General features: G+C 56.5%; 16 protein-coding genes. 11 read left to right on the top strand and 5 right to left on the bottom strand.

Annotation, left to right across the window (positions count from 1 at the left end):
• Window positions 1-71: 71 nt before the first annotated feature.
• Complete coding sequence (locus tag L977_RS22920; protein WP_014884350.1) at window positions 72-1,331, bottom strand: dicarboxylate/amino acid:cation symporter; 1,260 nt, start codon at window positions 1,329-1,331, stop codon at window positions 72-74.
• A gap of 429 nt (window positions 1,332-1,760) precedes the next feature.
• On the opposite strand from L977_RS22920, the gene L977_RS22915 reads away from it, so the two are divergent.
• The 11 genes from L977_RS22915 (at window position 1,761) to cheZ (ending at window position 13,379) form a co-directional block, all read left to right on the top strand.
• Window positions 1,761-2,333 carry a Csu type fimbrial protein gene (locus L977_RS22915; RefSeq protein ID WP_014884349.1) on the top strand — a complete coding sequence of 191 codons (573 nt, stop codon included), beginning with the start codon at window positions 1,761-1,763 and terminating at the stop codon, window positions 2,331-2,333.
• 12 nt (window positions 2,334-2,345) lie between these two features.
• A complete protein-coding gene (locus L977_RS22910) occupies window positions 2,346-2,894 on the top strand; it encodes a Csu type fimbrial protein (RefSeq protein ID WP_032636170.1) in 549 nt (182 codons plus the stop codon).
• 16 nt (window positions 2,895-2,910) lie between these two features.
• Entirely contained in the window at window positions 2,911-3,669 is a 759-nt protein-coding gene (locus L977_RS22905; protein WP_014884347.1) for a fimbrial biogenesis chaperone, read from the top strand.
• Window positions 3,645-6,029: a fimbria/pilus outer membrane usher protein gene (locus L977_RS22900; RefSeq protein WP_047626991.1), complete on the top strand. Its 2,385-nt coding sequence runs from the start codon at window positions 3,645-3,647 to the stop codon at window positions 6,027-6,029. The genes L977_RS22905 and L977_RS22900 overlap by 25 nt, the downstream gene beginning before the upstream one ends.
• Entirely contained in the window at window positions 6,026-6,988 is a 963-nt protein-coding gene (locus tag L977_RS22895; protein ID WP_014884345.1) for a Csu type fimbrial protein, read from the top strand. The genes L977_RS22900 and L977_RS22895 overlap by 4 nt, the downstream gene beginning before the upstream one ends.
• Window positions 6,989-7,071: 83 nt before the next feature.
• Window positions 7,072-8,739: a methyl-accepting chemotaxis protein II gene (tar, locus tag L977_RS22890; RefSeq protein ID WP_045281170.1), complete on the top strand. Its 1,668-nt coding sequence runs from the start codon at window positions 7,072-7,074 to the stop codon at window positions 8,737-8,739.
• A 44-nt stretch (window positions 8,740-8,783) separates the two neighbouring features.
• Complete coding sequence (tap, locus tag L977_RS22885) at window positions 8,784-10,385, top strand: methyl-accepting chemotaxis protein IV (RefSeq protein ID WP_014884343.1); 1,602 nt, start codon at window positions 8,784-8,786, stop codon at window positions 10,383-10,385.
• A 19-nt stretch (window positions 10,386-10,404) separates the two neighbouring features.
• Window positions 10,405-11,271, top strand: a complete 867-nt coding sequence (cheR, locus tag L977_RS22880) for a protein-glutamate O-methyltransferase CheR (protein ID WP_014884342.1) — start codon at window positions 10,405-10,407, stop codon at window positions 11,269-11,271.
• Complete coding sequence (locus tag L977_RS22875; RefSeq protein WP_014884341.1) at window positions 11,268-12,317, top strand: protein-glutamate methylesterase/protein-glutamine glutaminase; 1,050 nt, start codon at window positions 11,268-11,270, stop codon at window positions 12,315-12,317. Before cheR ends, L977_RS22875 begins: the two co-directional genes overlap by 4 nt.
• A gap of 17 nt (window positions 12,318-12,334) precedes the next feature.
• Window positions 12,335-12,724 carry a chemotaxis response regulator CheY gene (gene cheY, locus L977_RS22870; RefSeq protein ID WP_000763862.1) on the top strand — a complete coding sequence of 130 codons (390 nt, stop codon included), beginning with the start codon at window positions 12,335-12,337 and terminating at the stop codon, window positions 12,722-12,724.
• A 10-nt stretch (window positions 12,725-12,734) separates the two neighbouring features.
• Window positions 12,735-13,379: a protein phosphatase CheZ gene (gene cheZ / locus L977_RS22865; RefSeq protein ID WP_014884340.1), complete on the top strand. Its 645-nt coding sequence runs from the start codon at window positions 12,735-12,737 to the stop codon at window positions 13,377-13,379.
• A gap of 46 nt (window positions 13,380-13,425) precedes the next feature.
• Here the strand turns inward: cheZ and L977_RS22860 are convergent, their stop codons facing one another.
• The 4 genes from L977_RS22860 to L977_RS22845 form a co-directional block, all read right to left on the bottom strand.
• Entirely contained in the window at window positions 13,426-14,589 is a 1,164-nt protein-coding gene (locus L977_RS22860; RefSeq protein ID WP_023330735.1) for a fimbrial protein, read from the bottom strand.
• Entirely contained in the window at window positions 14,579-17,053 is a 2,475-nt protein-coding gene (locus L977_RS22855) for a fimbria/pilus outer membrane usher protein (RefSeq protein WP_156118190.1), read from the bottom strand. Before L977_RS22855 ends, L977_RS22860 begins: the two co-directional genes overlap by 11 nt.
• A gap of 89 nt (window positions 17,054-17,142) precedes the next feature.
• Entirely contained in the window at window positions 17,143-17,835 is a 693-nt protein-coding gene (locus L977_RS22850; RefSeq protein WP_047626990.1) for a fimbrial biogenesis chaperone, read from the bottom strand.
• Between the two features lie 124 nt (window positions 17,836-17,959).
• On the bottom strand, window positions 17,960-18,535 hold the full coding sequence (locus L977_RS22845; protein WP_014884336.1) for a fimbrial protein: 576 nt from the start codon (window positions 18,533-18,535) through the stop codon (window positions 17,960-17,962).
• Window positions 18,536-18,666 lie beyond the last annotated feature (131 nt).

Raw genomic sequence — 18,666 nt, 5'->3', positions numbered from 1 at the left:
TTTATGTTTGCTCCCTCTCCCTGTGGGAGAGGGTCGGGGTGAGGGCATCAGGCCTCACCCCTTTCATATCCTTACGCTTCCTGCTTTACCAGCTCAGCTTCCGCTTCCCGCGCCCCTTCATTCTGCGACAGCATCGCGGTCGCAATCCCGTTCCCCAGCACGTTAATGGCTGAACGCCCCATATCCAGGAAGTGGTCAATCCCCATCAGCAGCAGAATGCCCGCTACCGGGATATTAAAACTTGGAATGGTCGCAGCCAGCACCACCAGGGACGAACGCGGTACGCCCGCAATCCCCTTTGACGCCAGCATCAGGGTTAACATCAGTACCGTTACCTCTGAGAAACTCAGGTGAATGTTATACGCCTGGGCGATAAACATCGACGCGAACGAGCAGTACACCATCGACCCCACCAGGTTGAAGGAGTAGCCAATTGGCAGAACAAAAGAGGCGATATTGCGTGAGCAGCCAAAACGCTCCAGTTGCTCCAGCGTTTTAGGGTAGGCGGCTTCAGAACTGCTGGTGGTGAACGCCACCAGTACCGGGTCTTTCAACATGCTGACCAGGCGAAACACCTCTTTTTTCAAAACCATATAGCCCACGGCGAGCAATACCAGGCAGGTGAGAAGGATGGCAACATAGTAACCGCCAATAAAGGAGGCATAGTTCAACAGAATGCCTAAGCCCTGAGTGGCAATGACGGAGGAGATCGCCGCAAAGATGGCCAGCGGCGCAACGTACATCACGTAACCGGTTACCTTCAGCATGATATGGGAAACCACATCCAGCGCGGCAACCAGCGGCGCGTTGAATTTCTGCCCCAGCGACGCACCGCCGATACCGAAGAACATTGAGAACACTACAATCTGCAGGATCTCATTGTTCGACATCGCGCCTGCGATACTGGTTGGAATAGTGTGAGACAGAAACGCTTTCAGCGTCATGCCTCCAACGGCCAGACCGGTATCTACCGCCTCGGTTGGGATCGTCAGGTTCAGACCACTTCCCGGATGCTCCAGCGTGACGATAAACAGTCCGACCAGAATGGAGAGCACCGATGAGCTGATAAACCACACCATCGCTTTACCGCCAACGCGGCCAATGGTGGAGGTTTCGCCCAGTTTCATAATGCCGACGGTCAGCGTACTGAAGACCAAGGGTGCAATAACCATTTTGATCAGACGAAGGAAGATGTCGGTCAGCAGGGTAATATTATCCGACCAGGCTTTAATGGCATCCGCAGATGCGTATTCATGAATTGCTGCCCCTGAAAGAATACCCGCCAGCATGAATATCACGATGAAGAGTGTGAGTTTGTTTGCACTTGCCACGAAAAAAGACCCTCTATGCGCTTTAGATGTCGCCCGCGCCGATACATATAGATTTTTTATTACTGCGCGGGAAATTATTCGGCACATAAATTGACGCAAAGCGTAGGGGGATACAACAAGTTTTTAAGTTTTATTAATTTTGTTGTTAATGTGCAGACGATATATTGTGACGCTTATCACACTTTTGCGGATATATCCTCAGGCTTCGCGCCCGAATATTCTTTTATTTCGGTTTAACTTTCTGTTTTTAAAAAATAAATGCTGTCAATAAGACATAGGTTGTGACTACCCTGCGTCGGGTGGTCGAAGCGATATCCGTAAACTAAATTCTCAATAACCCCCTCAGAGGAACGTTAAGCGGGGCTAACATCTTGAACGTTAAAAATAAAATGTTGCAAGGGAACGGAGACGTCTTCTGGAGGGTGGTAAATGAAAAGAAAACTCCTTTTGATCTGTGCAGGCACATTACTGACTACGACCGTAGTCCATCAGGCACTGGCCGTTACCAGCAGCGGCACCATCGGGGCGACGCTGACGCTGACAAACGGCTGCCTGATAAACGGATCGCCCACGCAAAGTGGTATTAACTTCGGGACGCTCGATTTTGGTACCCATCCCGCAACGTTTTCCACCCTTACGACGCAGTTGAGCGGCGCCAGCGGCGGAAACACCTTTACCGTCCAGTGTACGACCGCCAGCTATACGGTCGCGATAACCGGCAATACCCATTCCACCGCCCCTGGCTCCGTGGTGGGGTCGCCAGGGACGCCTGAGCGCTACCTGGTCAATACGGCCAACGCGGCACAGGGCGTGGCTTATAGCCTGTACAGCGACAGCGGGTTCAACTCTGTGATTGCCAATAACACCGCGTTGCCGATCGCGTCTACGGCAGGTGGGGTCGACAGTTATACCCTGTACGGCCGCATTACCGGAGGCGGGAACAGCGTAACGGTGGTACCCGGCACCTATACCGACACGATTAACGTCAGCGTGACCTATTAGATCTGCACTGCCATGAAGGCCCCTTTTACAGGTCTGCGCAAACGCGCAGAGGGAAGCGTGCAGCCTTTTTTCGCGCTGATCGTCGGGCTGTTGCTGATACCTGCTGCGGGGGCGGTGACATCGCAGTCCTTTAAGGTCAGCGCGACCATTGTACCGGGGTGCGCGGTGGCCACCGGTAGCGGGGGGCTTCTCGGTACGCTGGATTTTGGCACCCATAACGGGGTGGAAAGCGCGCCAGTCAGTACCAGCTTTGTGCCAAACGGGGCGTTGTCTATCGCCTGTACGCCGGGCGTGGCGCTGAGCATGAGCATTAATGGCGGTCAAAATTATTCATCCGTCCGTCGGATGAAGCGGTCCGGAGGAACAGAACTGGTGCCGTACCGGCTCTACAGCAGCAGCTCGCTGGCCGCCAACAGCGAAATTGGCGTTAACCAGGCAATACCGGTGACCTATACCAACAGCAATAACATCGCGCTGCCGCTGTTTGGCGTGGCGCTACTGACCGGCTTTAGCCCGGCAGGAACCTATACCGATCAGCTCACCGTGACCTTGTCATGGTAATAAAGGGAGAGAGTCGATGAAGCCATTGTTCCGGCAGTTGTGTCTGGCGGGTGTTTTATCAGGCGTCGCGGCCACAGGCGAGGCGCAGGCGGCGGCCACCATTCTGCTCTGGCCCATCGATCCCTGGCTTGCCGCAGATGCCAACGCCACGGAGCTGTGGATCCAGAACCAGGGAAACAGCGCAACGACGATGCAGGTGCGTATTGTGCGCTGGAAGCAGGAGGGGGGATACGAACGCTACAGCGCGCAGCAGGACGTGGTCGCCAGCCCGCCCATTGTCACCATTCAGAAAGGCAATAAACAGCTGATTCGCCTTATCAAACAGAGCGCAGTCCCTGTCGGGGTCGAACAAGCTTACCGCATTATTGTTGATGAAATTCCCCAGCCCGACGCGAAAGCCGAACCCTCCATCGGCCTTAAATTACAGATGCGCTATTCCATTCCGCTGTTTGTCTACGGACAGGGTATCCCGACCCTTAAAGAGGGGGCGCATCATGCCCTGGCCGAGACCCGAAACCTGAGCTGGCGCGTGACCCACGAGGGAGGACAGCCTGCATTACAGGTACGTAATCAGGGGGATGTGCATGTCAGATTAAGCCAGGTGTCACTGGAGCAGGGCGGACAGAAACGCACCGTAGCGGAGGGATTACTGGGTTACGTCCTCCCGGGCAGCACCCGCAGCTGGCCAATACCCGCTGGCGTTCGTCAGCCGGACCGGATGAGCGCGCAGATTAATGCCAGGGATGAACAATGGCAGTCGACGCCCGTCAACTGAAGCCGGCAATGATGCTACTGCTTTGCGTCAGCACCACAACCTGGGCCGATCCCGGTGACGACAGTTTACCGCCGCCTCCTCAGGCGCAGGCGGTAAATGATGAGGCGGTTTTCCAGCTTGCCCTCGTGCTCAACCACTACGACACCGGTCTGGTGGTACCCGTGACGCAACGTAACGGCGCTTTCTTTATCTCCAGCGCCGATTTGCTGCGCGCGGGGCTCCCCCCGGAGCATGTGCCCGCCGGCGAGGTGAATCTCGCCTCACTAAGTCAGGTTCGTGTGGCGTATGACAGTGCCGCACAGCGCCTGTTGCTGACCGTTCCCCGCGACTGGATCAGTGCCCGGGTGACGCCTTTCAGTGCCCAAACGGCGCAGACCAAACCGCACTATGGGCGCGGGGCGCTGCTGAATTACGATCTGTATACCAACCACACGGAACATATCGGCGGTCAGGCGTCGCTCTGGCATGAATTCCGCTACTTCAACGAGAACGGCTCGTTCTCCTCCACCGGCTACGCCCGGAAAAATTTCACCGGAAACGACGGTCAACAGGAAGGGTATGTTCGCTATGACACGACGCTGCTGATAACCCGTGAGGATGACGCGACCACCTTGAGCGCGGGGGACGTGATCAGCGATGCCCTGAGCTGGACCTCCAGCGTGCGGATGGGCGGTATTAGCTACGGACGTGATTTCTCCCTGCGCCCGGACCTGGTGACATGGCCGCTGCCGGAGTTTTCGGGAGAAGCCGCGGTGCCTACCTCGGTGGATCTGTTTATCAACGGCTATCGCTCTGGCTCAACCCAGCTTCAGCCTGGCCCCTTCACCCTGACCAATCTGCCCTATATCAACGGTGCCGGGGATGCGGTGCTGGTCACCACCGATGCGCTGGGCCGTCAGGTGAGTACCACGCTACCGTTTTATGTCACCAGCGATTTGCTCAAACAAGGGCTGAGTGACGGCGCCGTGACGCTCGGCAGCCTGCGCCGTAACTATGGCATCAGGAACTTTGACTACGGTCCTGCTGCCGGTAGCGGCTCGTATCGCTACGGGGTGACCGACTGGCTGACGCTGGAGGGCCATGCGGAAGGGGCGCAGGAGCTGGCCCTGGGCGGGGCGGGGACGGTGATCAAACTCGGCCAGTTTGGCGTAGTGAACACCTCTTACTCACAAAGCCGCATGCGCGGAGACAACGGCGGGCAAATCAACTGGGGTTACCAGTACAATACCAGCGAGTTCAGCGTGGCCACCCAGCACACGCGTCGCGATCGCGGTTTTGGCAATCTTGCCCTTTATGACCAGCCGACGGTGTATGACGAAAACGACAAACCCATCGCCAGCTTTAGCCGCAATACGGACCAGTATTCCCTGACGTTTAACATGGGGCAGTACGGCAATATTGGCGCGGCCTGGATCGGCGTAGAGAGCTTTGACGGCCAAAAAACGGAGCTGCTGAATCTCTCATGGAGCCGAAATCTGTGGGGCGCGAGCAGTATTTACCTGGCCGGCAGCCGGGACCAGCAGCGGGGGGACTGGACGGTTGCGCTCTCGCTGCAGGTGCCGCTGGGCGCACGCGACAGCGCTGCCGTCACCGTTGAGAACACCCCGGATGCGGGCAGCACGCAGCGGATTAACTATAACCACTCCATGCCTTCTGACGGTGGTTTTAGCTGGAACATGGCCTGGGCAAACCAGTCAAAATCCAGTGATTATCAGCAGGGTACGCTGGGCTGGCGCAATAACAACATCGAACTGCAGGGCGGTGGCTACGGCGAAAGAGACACCATGACCTGGTGGGGCGAGGCAATGGGCGCGATTGTCCTGATGGACGGAGAGCTGTTTGCGGCGAACAAAATCAACGATGCGTTTGTGGTGATCAGCACCGACGGTCATCCGGACGTGCCCGTCAGCTATGAGAACCAGCCCGTGGGTAAAACGAATAACAACGGTTACCTGCTGGTCAGCGGGGTGTCGGCGTATTACCCGGCAAGCTACCGGATTGATACGCTGAATCTGCCTGCGGATACCCGGCTGAAAGAGACAGAGCGGCGGATTGCCATCCGTCGTCACAGCGGTTATCTGGTGGATTTCCCGATGGAGCAGGAGAGAGTGGCAAGCGTCATTCTGCATGATGCGCGAGGGCAAGCGATTCCGGTTGGAAGCCAGGTGCGGCGAGCCTCGCGCAGTAATGCGGTGGTGGGCTATGACGGGATCGCCTGGCTGGAGAATCTCAGCGACGTCAATCCGCTTGAGGTGATCACGCCTGCCGGGAAGCGCTGCACGGCGACCCTGAACGTGGGGCCTAATCCGCAGCATAAGCTGCAAACCTACGGTCCGCTGGTGTGTCGGGAGGGCCCGTGAAACGCTGGCTGCTGTTGATGCTGCTGCTGTTCTCCTGCGGGGGCTGGGCGGCGTGTACCATCAGTACGGTCAATGCCTCGTTTGGTAGCGTCACGTCGTTTGCGCTTAGCGGCACCGGGGAGGTGGAGACCACCGGTACGCTGGTGGTGGCATGCGATGCGGTACTGAATGTTCTGACCAACGATTCGGTGACGTTGAATTACACCGCGGCGTCGGTTTCGGGCAACAGCCGCGCCAACCTGAAACGCACCGACGACACGAGTATTACGGATGTGATCCCCACCCGGCTGTGTGGATTATCGGGTTGTGCGAGCAGTAGCGAAGTGCAGATAAGTAAATCGTATACCTGGAGCGGTAACACCCTGCTGGGGTTGCTTGGCTCAAAGCGGTACAACATACCGCTCTATTTTCGCACCGTCGCCGGGCAAAACGTGACGGCCGGGCCTTACCAGGTGCTGTTGACCTTCAGCATCAATTACAACGTCTGTGCCGTCGGTCTTGGAAGCCTTTGTACGTCTCCCCAGTCGGGAACCGCAACAACCAGTATTCTGCTGAACATGACCGTCACCAATGACTGCAGCGCCATGACCACGCCGGACGTGAACTTTAACAGCGCGCCGCTGGTGCAAAGTTTCCCCACCGTCTCGCAGGCCATTGCCGTGACCTGTACTAAAGGCAGCACCTACACCATTGGCATTAATAATGGTGCCAACGCCCTGAACAACGTACGGCGTATGGTGAGCGGCAGCAACTTCCTCAGTTATGACATTTATAAAGAAGCCACCACCAACCGCTGGGGCGGCAGCGGTGCCGAACGCTGGACCAGCGCAACCGCGTCCCAGGTCAGCACCGACGGTTTACTGCGCACCTACAACTACACCGCGAAGGTCCTGACCAGTCAGACTACGCCTCCCGCTGGCACCTACACCGATACGCTGATTGTTGACGTCGCGTTTTAGTCCACGCTTTTCCCTTTCGCAAATGTAAAGTTCCTGTGGCCTGTGCCGATAACACCGTTAATAAATCTATGAGAAGGTGTTGTATGTTGAACCGTATCCGCGTTGTCACAATGCTTATGATGGTGCTGGTCATTTTCGCACTACTTCAGCTTATCTCCGGCGGGCTTTTTTTCTCGTCATTAAAACAGAACCAGGACAGTTTCGCCGCCTCGAACGATCTTCGCCTGCAGCAGAGTGAACTCACCTCGACGTGGGATCTGATGCTGCAAACGCGTATCAACCTGAGCCGCTCGTCCGCGCGCATGATGATGGACCCTAACAATCAGCAGAGCAGCGCGAAGACCGATCTGTTGAAAAATGCCCGCGCCACGCTGGCTGACGCCGCAAAACACTACGCCGCCTTCAAACAGATCGCGCCGCAGCCTGCTATGGCGCAGGTTAGCCAGAACATTGATGAAAAATACACTGCCTACTTTGCTGGCCTGACGGAGCTGATCCAGTTCCTGGAGAGCGGCAACATGGACGCGTATTTCGCACAGCCCACGCAGGGGATGCAAAACGCACTCGGCGCCGCGCTCGGGGAATATGCGAAGGCCAGTGGCGATCTGTATCACTCGGCCTTTACGGAAAGCCAGAATGACTACCGCTTTGCGAAATGGCAGATGGCGGCGATGGCGCTGGCGCTGGTTATTGTCCTGGTCGCGGTGTGGTACGGCATTCGCCACATCCTGCTGAATCCTCTCGGTCGCGTCATTGCCCACATTCGTGAAATTGCCAGTGGCGATCTAACCAAAACGCTGGCCGTTTCCGGGCGCAATGAGATTACCGAACTGGCTAACAGCGTTGACCATATGCAGCGTTCGCTCATCGATACCGTCGCCAACGTGCGTAGCGGCACGGATGCCATCTATACCGGCACCAGCGAAATTGCGATGGGGAATAACGATCTCTCATCCCGTACCGAGCAGCAGGCGTCCGCGCTGGAAGAGACCGCTGCCAGCATGGAGCAGCTCACCGCAACCGTGAAGCAGAACGCCGATAACGCCCGTCAGGCCTCTCAGCTGGCAGAAAGCGCCTCCGAGACGGCGCAGCGCGGCGGCCGCGTGGTGGATGGCGTGGTGAAAACCATGCACGAAATTGCCGACAGCTCGAAGAAAATCGCCGACATCATCAGCGTCATCGACGGCATCGCCTTCCAGACCAATATTCTGGCGCTGAACGCCGCCGTGGAAGCGGCGAGGGCGGGTGAGCAGGGTCGCGGGTTTGCGGTGGTTGCCGGGGAAGTGCGCAACCTGGCCAGCCGCAGCGCCAACGCGGCGAAAGAGATTAAGGCCCTGATTGAAGACTCCGTCTCCCGCGTGGATACCGGCTCGGTACTGGTGGAAAGCGCCGGGGAGACCATGAATGACATCGTGAATGCTGTTACCCGCGTAACGGACATCATGGGTGAAATCGCCTCTGCATCTGATGAGCAGAGTCGTGGTATCGACCAGGTTGCCCTGGCGGTATCGGAAATGGATCGCGTGACACAACAAAACGCCGCGCTGGTGCAGGAGTCCGCGGCCGCGGCCGCTGCCCTTGAAGACCAGGCGAGCCGTCTGAAGATGGCCGTCTCGGCGTTTCGTCTCGCTTCACTCGCTGGAAATACGGTCACTGCGCAAGCCACGTATAAAGCGCCTGCCGCCGAATCGACGGCAACTCGCCTGCGTGCTGCACCGGCCGGACAAGATGAAAACTGGGAAACATTTTGACTGACAATTAAACCGCGGCTGCTTGCCGCTTGATGGGAGCGTGGATGTTAAATCGTATTCGTATCTCGACCACACTGTTTTTGATTCTGATCCTTTGCGGTGTGTTGCAGGTTGGCAGTAACGGGTTGTCTTTTTGGGCGTTTCGCGATGGCTATCAGAATTTGCAGGATGTTGAGGCGAGTAATCAGCAGCGCTCCGCACTGGCACAAACGCGAGCCGTGCTGTTGCAGGCAAGCACTGCGCTGAACAAGGCGGGCACCTTAACCGCGCTGAGCTATCCGCCGGATGACATTAAAGCGCTGATGGCCACCGCGCGAAGCAGCCTGAAACAGGCTGGCGCACAGTTTAACGCTTTCACGGCGCAGGCGGCGGGCAGCGAGAAAGAGCACGCGCTGAAAGCCGCCATGAAGAAGAACTTTGAACAGTGGTACAGCGATCTGGATCACCAGGCGACCTGGCTTGAGAACAACCAGCTCTCGGACTTTATGACCGCGCCGGTGCAGGCCTCACAGGATGCGTTCGACGGCAGCTTTAACGCGTGGCAGCAGGATATTAACCAGTCTGTTCAACGTGCAGAGGAAGACAGCCGTATCAGCTATCACATGTCGGGTGTGATCTTTGGCGTCGTCGTGATTCTGGCGGGGCTACTGACCGGTGGGGCGCTGCTCTGGTCACGCAAAATGATTGTGCAGCCGCTGGCGATTATCAGCAGCCACTTCGACAGTATTGCGAAGGGCGATCTGGCGCGTCCGGTGGCGGTGTTCGGTAAGAACGAAATTTCGGCGATCTTTGCCAGCCTGAAGGCGATGCAGGGTGCCCTGCGGGAAACCGTCTCCGATGTGCGTCAGGGCAGTTATGCCATGCACACCGGGATCTCAGAGATTGCGGCAGGCAATAACGATCTCTCTTCCCGCACCGAGCAGCAGGCGGCCTCGCTGGCGCAGACGGCGGCCAGCATGGAGCAGCTGACCGCGACGGTCAGCCAGAACGCCGATAACGCGCGTCAGGCGTCTGACCTGTCAAAACAGGCGGCAATGACGGCGAAAAAAGGGGGCGATCAGGCCTCTCACGTTGCCAGCACCATGCAGGAGATTGCCACCAGCTCGCAAAAGATTGGTGACATCATCAGCGTGATCGACGGTATCGCGTTCCAGACCAACATTCTGGCGCTGAATGCCGCGGTTGAAGCGGCGCGCGCCGGTGAACAGGGGCGTGGGTTTGCGGTCGTGGCGGGGGAAGTGCGTAACCTGGCCAGCCGCAGTGCCAACGCGGCGAAAGAGATTAAGGTCCTGATTGAAGAGTCGGTATCACGCGTCCAGCAAGGCTCAGCCCTGGTGGATACGGCGGCGCATACCATGCATGAGATCGTCACCTCCGTCACGCGGGTTAACGACATCATGGGCGAGATTGCGTCTGCGTCGGACGAACAGCGTCGCGGCATTGAGCAGGTTGCTCAGGCCGTCAGCCAGATGGATCAGGTGACGCAACAGAATGCCTCGTTAGTTGAGGAAGCGGCAGCGGCAACCGATCAGCTGGCCAGCCAGGCGGATCGTCTCACCGGGCTGGTCGCGGTATTTAATGTGAAAGAGCACGTTGAAGCAGTAACAGAAGTCGGGCGGTCGCAGGCCGTGCCAGTTGTATCCTGAATGTAATTAAGAAGGCGCTATGACATCACCAATGCCCCCTGGGCAAACGTCATTATTGTTGCAGATGACACAGCGCCTCGCGCTGTCCGACGCGCATTTTCGTCGGATATGTCAGTTAATCTACCAGCGTGCAGGGATCGTGCTTGCGGATCATAAGCGGGACATGGTCTACAACCGTCTGGTGCGGCGCTTGCGTACGCTGGGGCTGGATGATTTTGGTCGCTATCTGAGCATGCTCGAAGCCAACCAGAACAGCGCAGAGTGGCAGGCTTTTATCAACTCGTTAACCACTAACCTGACGGCCTTTTTCCGCGAAGCCCACCACTTCCCGGTACTGGCCGAGCACGCGCGGCGTCGTACCGGGGAGTATCGCGTCTGGAGTGCGGCCGCCTCGACCGGTGAAGAGCCCTACTCGCTGGCAATCACACTTGCCGACACGCTTGGGATGGCGCCCGGGCGTTGGAAGGTTTACGCCAGCGATATCGACACCGAGGTGCTGGAGAAGGCGCGCAACGGAGTGTATCGCCAGGACGAACTGAAAACGCTGTCGCCGCAGCAGTTGCAGCGATATTTCATGCGTGGGACAGGCCCGCATGAAGGCCTGGTACGCGTACGCCAGGAGCTGGCGAATTGCGTCGAATTCGCGCCCGTTAACCTGCTGGACAAGCAGTACAACGTGCCGGGGCCATTCGACGCCATTTTTTGCCGTAACGTCATGATTTATTTTGATAAAACGACGCAGCAGGACATTCTGCGTCGGTTTGTTCCGTTGCTCAAGCCTGACGGTTTACTGTTTGCCGGGCACTCGGAAAACTTCAGCAACCTCGCGCGAGAGTTTAGCCTGCGTGGGCAAACGGTATATGCGCTGAGTAAGGAAAAAGCATGAGTAAAATCAGGGTATTGTCTGTCGACGATTCAGCGCTGATGCGTCAGATCATGACTGAAATCATCAATAGCCACAGCGACATGGAGATGGTAGCAACGGCGCCCGATCCGCTGGTCGCGCGGGATTTAATTAAAAAATATAACCCCGACGTGCTCACGCTGGATGTCGAGATGCCGCGCATGGATGGCATCGATTTCCTGGAGAAATTGATGCGGCTGCGGCCGATGCCGGTGGTGATGGTCTCCTCCCTGACCGGGAAAGGATCGGAAATCACCCTGCGCGCGCTGGAGCTGGGGGCGGTAGATTTTGTCACCAAACCGCAGCTCGGTATTCGCGAGGGGATGCTGGCGTATAGCGAGATGATCGCGGAGAAAATTCGTACCGCATCGCGGGCAAAACTGGCGGCTCATAAGCCAATGGCCGCCCCGGCAACCCTGAAGGCCGGCCCGTTACTCAGCTCGGAAAAACTGCTGGTGATTGGGGCGTCAACCGGAGGAACAGAGGCAATTCGTCATGTACTCCAGCCATTGCCGCTTTCAAGTCCGGGTATTCTGATTACCCAGCATATGCCGCCAGGCTTTACCCGCTCGTTCGCCGAACGCCTGAATAAGCTGTGTCAGATCAGCGTGAAAGAGGCGGAAGACGGCGAGCGAGTGCTCCCGGGACATGCCTATATCGCCCCGGGTGATAAGCATATGGAGCTGGCGCGCAGCGGTGCAAACTATCAAATCAAAATTCATGACGGACCGCCGGTCAACCGGCACCGTCCGTCGGTGGATGTGCTGTTTCATTCGGTGGCGAAACATGCGGGGCGCAACGCCGTTGGGGTGATCCTGACGGGGATGGGCAACGATGGTGCCGCCGGAATGCTTGCAATGCACCAGGCTGGCGCCTGGACGATTGCGCAGAATGAAGCAAGTTGTGTGGTGTTCGGCATGCCGCGCGAGGCCATCAATATGGGTGGCGTGAGCGAAGTGGTCGATCTTAGCCAGGTAAGCCAGCAGATGCTGGCGAAAATCAGTGCCGGACAGGCAATACGTATTTGACTCAGGAGTATTATTTTATGGCGGATAAAGAGCTTAAGTTTTTGGTTGTGGATGACTTTTCCACCATGCGTCGCATTGTGCGCAACTTGCTGAAAGAGCTGGGCTTCAACAACGTTGAAGAAGCAGAAGACGGCGTTGATGCGCTGAACAAACTGCAGGCGGGTGGGTTTGGTTTTGTTATCTCCGACTGGAACATGCCAAACATGGACGGTCTGGAGCTGCTGAAAACCATTCGTGCCGATGCGGGAATGGCGTCCTTGCCGGTTCTGATGGTCACCGCAGAAGCGAAAAAAGAGAACATCATTGCTGCTGCACAGGCGGGCGCAAGCGGCTATGTGGTGAAGCCATTCACCGCGGCAACCCTGGAAGAGAAGCTCGGTAAGATCTTCGAGAAACTCGGCATGTGAGGTGATGGAAATGTTGCAACCTGCTATGAAACCCGTTGAAGAACACTCGCCGAGCGATATCATCGTCCGTATTGGCAGCCTGACGCGCATGCTGCGTGACAGCCTGCGTGAGCTGGGTCTGGATCAGGCGATTGCGGAAGCGGCGGAAGCGATTCCTGACGCGCGAGATCGTCTGGACTACGTTGTGCAGATGACCGCCCAGGCGGCAGAACGTGCGCTGAACAGCGTTGAAGCGTCGCAGCCCCATCAGGATGCGATGGAAAAGGGCGCGAAAGCGCTGACCCAACGCTGGGACGAGTGGTTCGAGAACCCGATCGAGCTGGCGAATGCCCGCGAGCTGGTGACCGATACCCGTCAGTTCCTGGGGGATGTGCCGGGCCACACCAGCTTCACCAACGCCCAACTGCTGGATATCATGATGGCGCAAGATTTCCAGGACCTGACGGGTCAGGTGATCAAGCGCATGATGGATGTGATTCAGGAGATTGAACGCCAGCTGCTGATGGTTCTGCTGGAGAACATCCCGGAACCGGCAGCCCGTCCAAAACGCGAGAACGAAAGCCTGCTCAATGGCCCACAGCTCGACGCCAGCAAAGCGGGCGTGGTGGCAAGCCAGGATCAGGTTGACGATCTGCTGGACAGCCTCGGCTTCTGATTGGTGCCGTTACCCTCAGGTTGCCTGCGTAACCTGAGGGTCTGTTCTAGCGCAGATCCATCTTCACCGTGACGTTTCCTTCGAAGCTCCCCGGTGCGGGCGTGGCATCCGTAGTGCTGACGGGAACCGCCTGTATTTTAACGCTGCCGTTTCCCTGCTCGTCCAGATTTACTGGAAATGCATAAGTCCCATCCAGCGCCACGTTCTGGCTATTTTCGTCGTACACCCGCACGCCCAGATCGTCCCTTTCAAGCAGCTTAGCAATGTAGGGCGTACTGCTATCCACTATGCCCTGGTCGGCCGTCAGGGTGAGCTTTATCCGGTCATTATTACCAACGGCGTTATCGTCACAGTGGTAGTTAATATCGACGCTTTTTAGGGCATAGCCCTGAGGCGGCTGCCCTTTGCGGGTAAACTGTTTACTGACGATGCTGCCAAACTGGACTTCAATCGTGCTGCCTGCGTTGATGGTGCAGCTCAGCGGTGCAGAAAGGGTGCCGCCAAACCAGATATCAGAGACGTGTTCTGCCTGAGTTGCGTCGCAGCTTCCACCGGTGCCAATATAAAGGCAAGCGTAGTTTTGGGCGATGAGCGTCGCCGGGATCACCTCTTCACCCAGTATCGGTTTTTTTATGTGCAGCAGCACGGCCACGACGTTCCAGCGAAACTTGCGTTTCGATGCGGCACCACCGTCAGGCCGGGAGTCATTGCTGCATACGTCGCTTTCTTCTTCTGTTTTAGACAGGCTCGATTCGAGCACGGTAAGCATATTTCCCCGCGGGGTCGGGTACTCATTGATCGGGATTGGGGTGAGCGAGCTGCCGTCCGGGGAGTTAATCGCATCCGCATAGCCAGTAATGTGGGCATCAATTTTATCCGTAAGATAGCCAGTACCGCTGGTGCCGGGGTTAAGGGGACTGCCAGCCAGGGTTTTTTCGTAGACGGTGCTTGACGAAAACATGTTTCCCGGGCACGTGCAGTTTGCTTCCAGGTCGGCACCTGCGCCGACCAGGTGACCCGGAATATCATAATCGTTGTTTGCAACGTTTTCCGTCGACGTAAATTCATGATGGTAATCAATGGAATACGTCTGTGGGGCTCCGAAACAATTTTTGAGTACCGTGACGGCGCCGAAAGCCCCCGTTGATACCAGCATCAGCGTGCTGGTCAGAGAAACCGTAAGGGTTCGTCTTTTCATTTTAGTGAGCATAAGCTGTTTCCTGCTGACAAAGCGCGCGGGTTGAACGGATACCGTTAGGGCTCTCCGTGTATCCCTCTGCCTGCTGTAAAATATGGGCGACGCACTGTTGGTCTGGCGCTTTTCCCCATTTCACCGTGAGCTGTGTGGGCTCGCCGACGCCGGCCAGGTATACCGTGCTGGTATCGTCCACGATGCCGCTCAGGTCCGCGTTCGCGCTGGTGACGATTGCGCCAAAGGGGACGCGTTGATTGCCGGGGCGGGTTAATGCGATCAGCATCCGATAACCAACGTGCGCATCGAACCGGCTTTCAACGGCGGCATTACGTGAAGGGATCACCCGGATTGACGTATCGCTGCTCTCCACGTTTTCGGGCAGGCTTGCGGTGTCGATACGAATCGCATTTTCCTGATACGGCGTCAGGGACGGGATAACGGCGTTACCCAGCCAGTCTGTCTGAATACCCTGCTGGTTCTGGAAGCGTACACCGGAGGCGCCGTTGGCATTGACAATGGCAAACTGGCTCCCTAACGGCTGCGCCAGCGTAACGCCGCGCGGGTGCGCAACAATGGCCCCGCTGATCCCGTAGTTCATCTGCTCCGCGCTGCCGGAAGAGGCGTAATAACCGGCATTCAGGTTGGCGTATTGAGAACGATAGGTACCATATACGCTGCTGGTATCCTCCCCATCGTGATTAGAATGGCTTTGCTGCAGCGAATAGCTTAAACGTTCGTCGTCCAGCAGCGTTCCGTTGACGCCGATATTGTGTCGGGTGTAGCCATTTTTGGTGTTGCTGATGTTATAGCTACTCCACGCGCGGGGGAGCCAGCGAGTTAGCGGCACGCTAAAGCCGAAGGAGACCATCCGGTCGGCCTCCTCGTCGTTCGTTTTACTGTAGGTATATGCCAGGTGATAACTCACCCCAGACAGAACGGTGTTAAAACCTAACGACAGGCTGCGTTCTTTTTTCGACGTCCCCCAGTAGTCCTGCTGGTAGCCGTTAAGATAGAGACTGACGCCAGCAAGGTTCTGGCTGATACTGGCCTGAACGCGGTTGCGTTTGTTATAGCGGAAGAGCAAATCGTTATCGTGTCCGTCCTGCTTCTGATTAGCGTCAGCAAAGCTGTAATACCCGCGACTCGAGTAGCGATAACTGCCAAGCGTGAAATTGGTATCGGTGGCGTCAATTTTCCCCGAATAGAGTACGCGCCAGGACTGGCCGACATGCTTGCTGCCGTCGTCAAGCGTGGTATCGGCGGCGGTGACGTCTGTAGAGAGCGAACCCAGCGGCCCCAGCGCGATGCCAGCGCCCGTATTGAGGGCATTATAGTCTTGCGAAAGGGTTAGCCCGCCAAACCAGGTCAGCAGATTGTTGACGCCGTAGATGACGCTCCCCTGAAGGAAGTCGGGCTCCTTTTGGTCACTCCCGCTGTCTGCGCGATAACGGCCCGCCGTCAATTCATACTTCATGTGTCCCGGGCGCTGCATAATGGCGATGCTTGAGTAGGGTTGAGTAAAGTGATGTTCGGTGCCGTCGGCCTCTTTCACCGTCACTTCCAGGTCGCCGCTGTTGGTGGTGGAGTAAAGGTCGTTGATCTCAAACGCTCCGGGGGCTACGTTCTGCTGGTAGATGAGATATCCGTTCTGGCGCACCGAGACGACCGCATTCGAGCTGGCGACGCCGCGAATGATCGGTGCATAGCCGCGTTGGCTATAGGGCAACATTTCTTCGTCCGTGGCGAGATTGACGCCCCGATACTGCAGGCTGTCGAACACTTCGCCGCGCGTGCTGCTCTCGCCCGCGGTGAACTGCGCTCTCAGCGCGTCGATGTCGTGCTGCAGGAACGTGTTGATGTTATCCCACTGTGAATCGCCGTCCGATTTGCTCCACGTTGAGTAGTTTCGAAGACGCCAGCCGCCCAGGTTCGCCCCGGTACGCAAATTCAGATAGCGGCTTTCTGTGCTGTCCTCGCGATCTTCTTTGCTTTGCGAGCCCGACAGCGAATAATCGCTGAACAGGACGGGAACACCATCGTCCCAGCGCGAGGAATCGATAAAATCGCGACCGTTATCAGCCAGCGCGGCCTGGGGGATGCTCAACCTAAGCGTCATTGTTGAGAAATCAAGCTCTGCAGACGCCTGTGGAATATAGTTATCCAGCGACTCTGGGAGCGTTTCCTCCGCCGGACGCTTCAGCAACGGAGGATAACGGTCGATATTAATGCCCCAGGCGCGCAGCATCGCGGGGCTCAATTGGGGGATCAGGCGCCCGTCAGATCTGCTGACGTAGCGAATGTTGGCATCCTTCAGCCTGCGATCGTTGATTGTGATGATGGAAGAGTAGGTGCCGGGCAACTGGGCATTCGATTTTGTAAAAAGCGAGAGGTCGATATCCTGCTGCGTCAGCATGTCCCCTTCGAGTGAGGAAGGGGAAAAGAGATACTCCCGGGCATCTGCGGAAAAAATCATTATCATCAGGGTACTCACCAGACAGCGGGTAACCGAATTCAGCCGAAAGGTTCCCCCAACAGGCAAGAAATTACGTCCTGCAATCATTCTGTCGTTTATCCCCTGGTCAGATGGAACGTGTATTTTTCGGATGCATTGCCGTAATCGGTAATGCACCGCCAACTGACGTCATTCGCCGGTGCAGCGTCGGGAAGAGGGATATCAACGCGTGATGCTGGCCCCACCATATCGGCGCTTTCGAGCTTCTGCGAGCCTAGCGAGAGAGAGTCAAAAACGGTGTAAAACGCACTGTCGTTTATCACCGTCAGCTGCTGTCCCTGGCGAACGAAGCGCAGATTCTTGCAGGACTCGCCTGGCGTCCCGTTGAGCCCCACGGGACGCCAGAACAGCTTCAGTCGCGTTTTGTAGATGAGTCGTAGCACGTTTTTATCGGCATCCTCTGCGGCGGTTGCGGGCACCGTGCGGACATTCAAATAAAACAGCGACTCTTTGTCTTTCGGTAACGGGCTGCCGTTCCAGGTGATTCGCAGGCTTTGCTCTTTTTGAGGATCGAGACGAAAGAGGGGGGGCGTGACAATAAAGGGCCCACGCGTTTTGCCATCGCCAGTGTCTGTCCAGGTCTGGATCAGCCATGGCAATTCTTTTTCACTGTTCGTGAGCGGCAGGGCAACTTCCTTTTTTGCGGCATCGTAAATTATGCGGGTGCGGCCGATTTGTATTCCCGCAGCGTGACAAAACGAACTTGTTATGACGGGAAGGCATAATAAAAACAGCAGGGATGTGCGCACGGGAAACCCTTATTGGAGCAGGTTGAAATAATGATAATAGTCCGCTTTCGGACTATTATCGGAGCATGACGCATTACGTGTCATTATCTAATCAGTGGCATGCTGAATATTAGATAAACAGGTATTAACGATATAAAATATTCACCGTCATATCCGCATCGGCAGGGCCAGCGGTCACCGTTGCGGCAAATGACTTATAGCGGGCGTTAAAGTCGGCTTTAATGGTATCGGTAGTACGGGTGGCCAGTTGAATATAAACCTGTCCTTCTGCCCCATCCATGGTGATAAGTTGAGTGTCTTTGCCCGCCGGGCTAACGGCGACGCCGATACCGGTGGCGGCGGTCTCACCGGTGGTGGTGATTTTGCTGACATCCAGCAGCGTAGAGGTATTGGTCAGGGTCGTCGTGCCGTTAAAGGTGAGCTGTACTGCCGGCAGCCCATCGCTCTTAACCGGGCAGTTTGCGAGCGTAATCGAGAACGGGGTCAGGGAAGATTCAGTTCCGACCGCCTTAAAAAGAGATTTAGGGTACGTCCCCAGAGGGACCGTACTGTCCGTGCCGCTATCACCCTGAATGGTGCAGCTCGGTTCAATAATTTCTCCCGTAAAGTGGACCGTCCCCGCATTCATTTCGGCAGCAAAACTGCCCATCGAAATGGCCGCAAGTACTGCGCCAGCCATAAAGTTATTTTTGAAATCCATCTGCAAAAACTCCTGAGTTTAAAAACACGTTAGGTATTCAATTTAATATTTTGGCTCAATTGACACCGTGCAGAAGTATAGCGGGTAATTTCCTTCAAGTAATTGCGGGTCAAGATTAATATTAATTATTA

The organism is Enterobacter sp. ZOR0014 (assembly GCF_000798855.1).
Taxonomy (GTDB): domain Bacteria; phylum Pseudomonadota; class Gammaproteobacteria; order Enterobacterales; family Enterobacteriaceae; genus Enterobacter; species Enterobacter kobei.
This window is presented reverse-complemented; position numbering and strand designations above follow the sequence as displayed.

Coding starts and splice junctions, on each gene's coding strand:
- cheR (WP_014884342.1), top strand. CDS start 10,405: ATGACATCACCAATGCCCCCTGGGCAAACGTCATTATTGTTGCAGATG.
- tap (WP_014884343.1), top strand. CDS start 8,784: ATGTTAAATCGTATTCGTATCTCGACCACACTGTTTTTGATTCTGATC.
- L977_RS22905 (WP_014884347.1), top strand. CDS start 2,911: ATGAAGCCATTGTTCCGGCAGTTGTGTCTGGCGGGTGTTTTATCAGGC.
- L977_RS22845 (WP_014884336.1), bottom strand. CDS start 18,535: ATGGATTTCAAAAATAACTTTATGGCTGGCGCAGTACTTGCGGCCATT.
- cheY (WP_000763862.1), top strand. CDS start 12,335: ATGGCGGATAAAGAGCTTAAGTTTTTGGTTGTGGATGACTTTTCCACC.
- L977_RS22855 (WP_156118190.1), bottom strand. CDS start 17,053: ATGATAATGATTTTTTCCGCAGATGCCCGGGAGTATCTCTTTTCCCCT.
- L977_RS22900 (WP_047626991.1), top strand. CDS start 3,645: ATGGCAGTCGACGCCCGTCAACTGAAGCCGGCAATGATGCTACTGCTT.
- cheZ (WP_014884340.1), top strand. CDS start 12,735: ATGTTGCAACCTGCTATGAAACCCGTTGAAGAACACTCGCCGAGCGAT.
- L977_RS22875 (WP_014884341.1), top strand. CDS start 11,268: ATGAGTAAAATCAGGGTATTGTCTGTCGACGATTCAGCGCTGATGCGT.
- L977_RS22910 (WP_032636170.1), top strand. CDS start 2,346: ATGAAGGCCCCTTTTACAGGTCTGCGCAAACGCGCAGAGGGAAGCGTG.
- L977_RS22860 (WP_023330735.1), bottom strand. CDS start 14,589: ATGCTCACTAAAATGAAAAGACGAACCCTTACGGTTTCTCTGACCAGC.
- tar (WP_045281170.1), top strand. CDS start 7,072: ATGTTGAACCGTATCCGCGTTGTCACAATGCTTATGATGGTGCTGGTC.
- L977_RS22915 (WP_014884349.1), top strand. CDS start 1,761: ATGAAAAGAAAACTCCTTTTGATCTGTGCAGGCACATTACTGACTACG.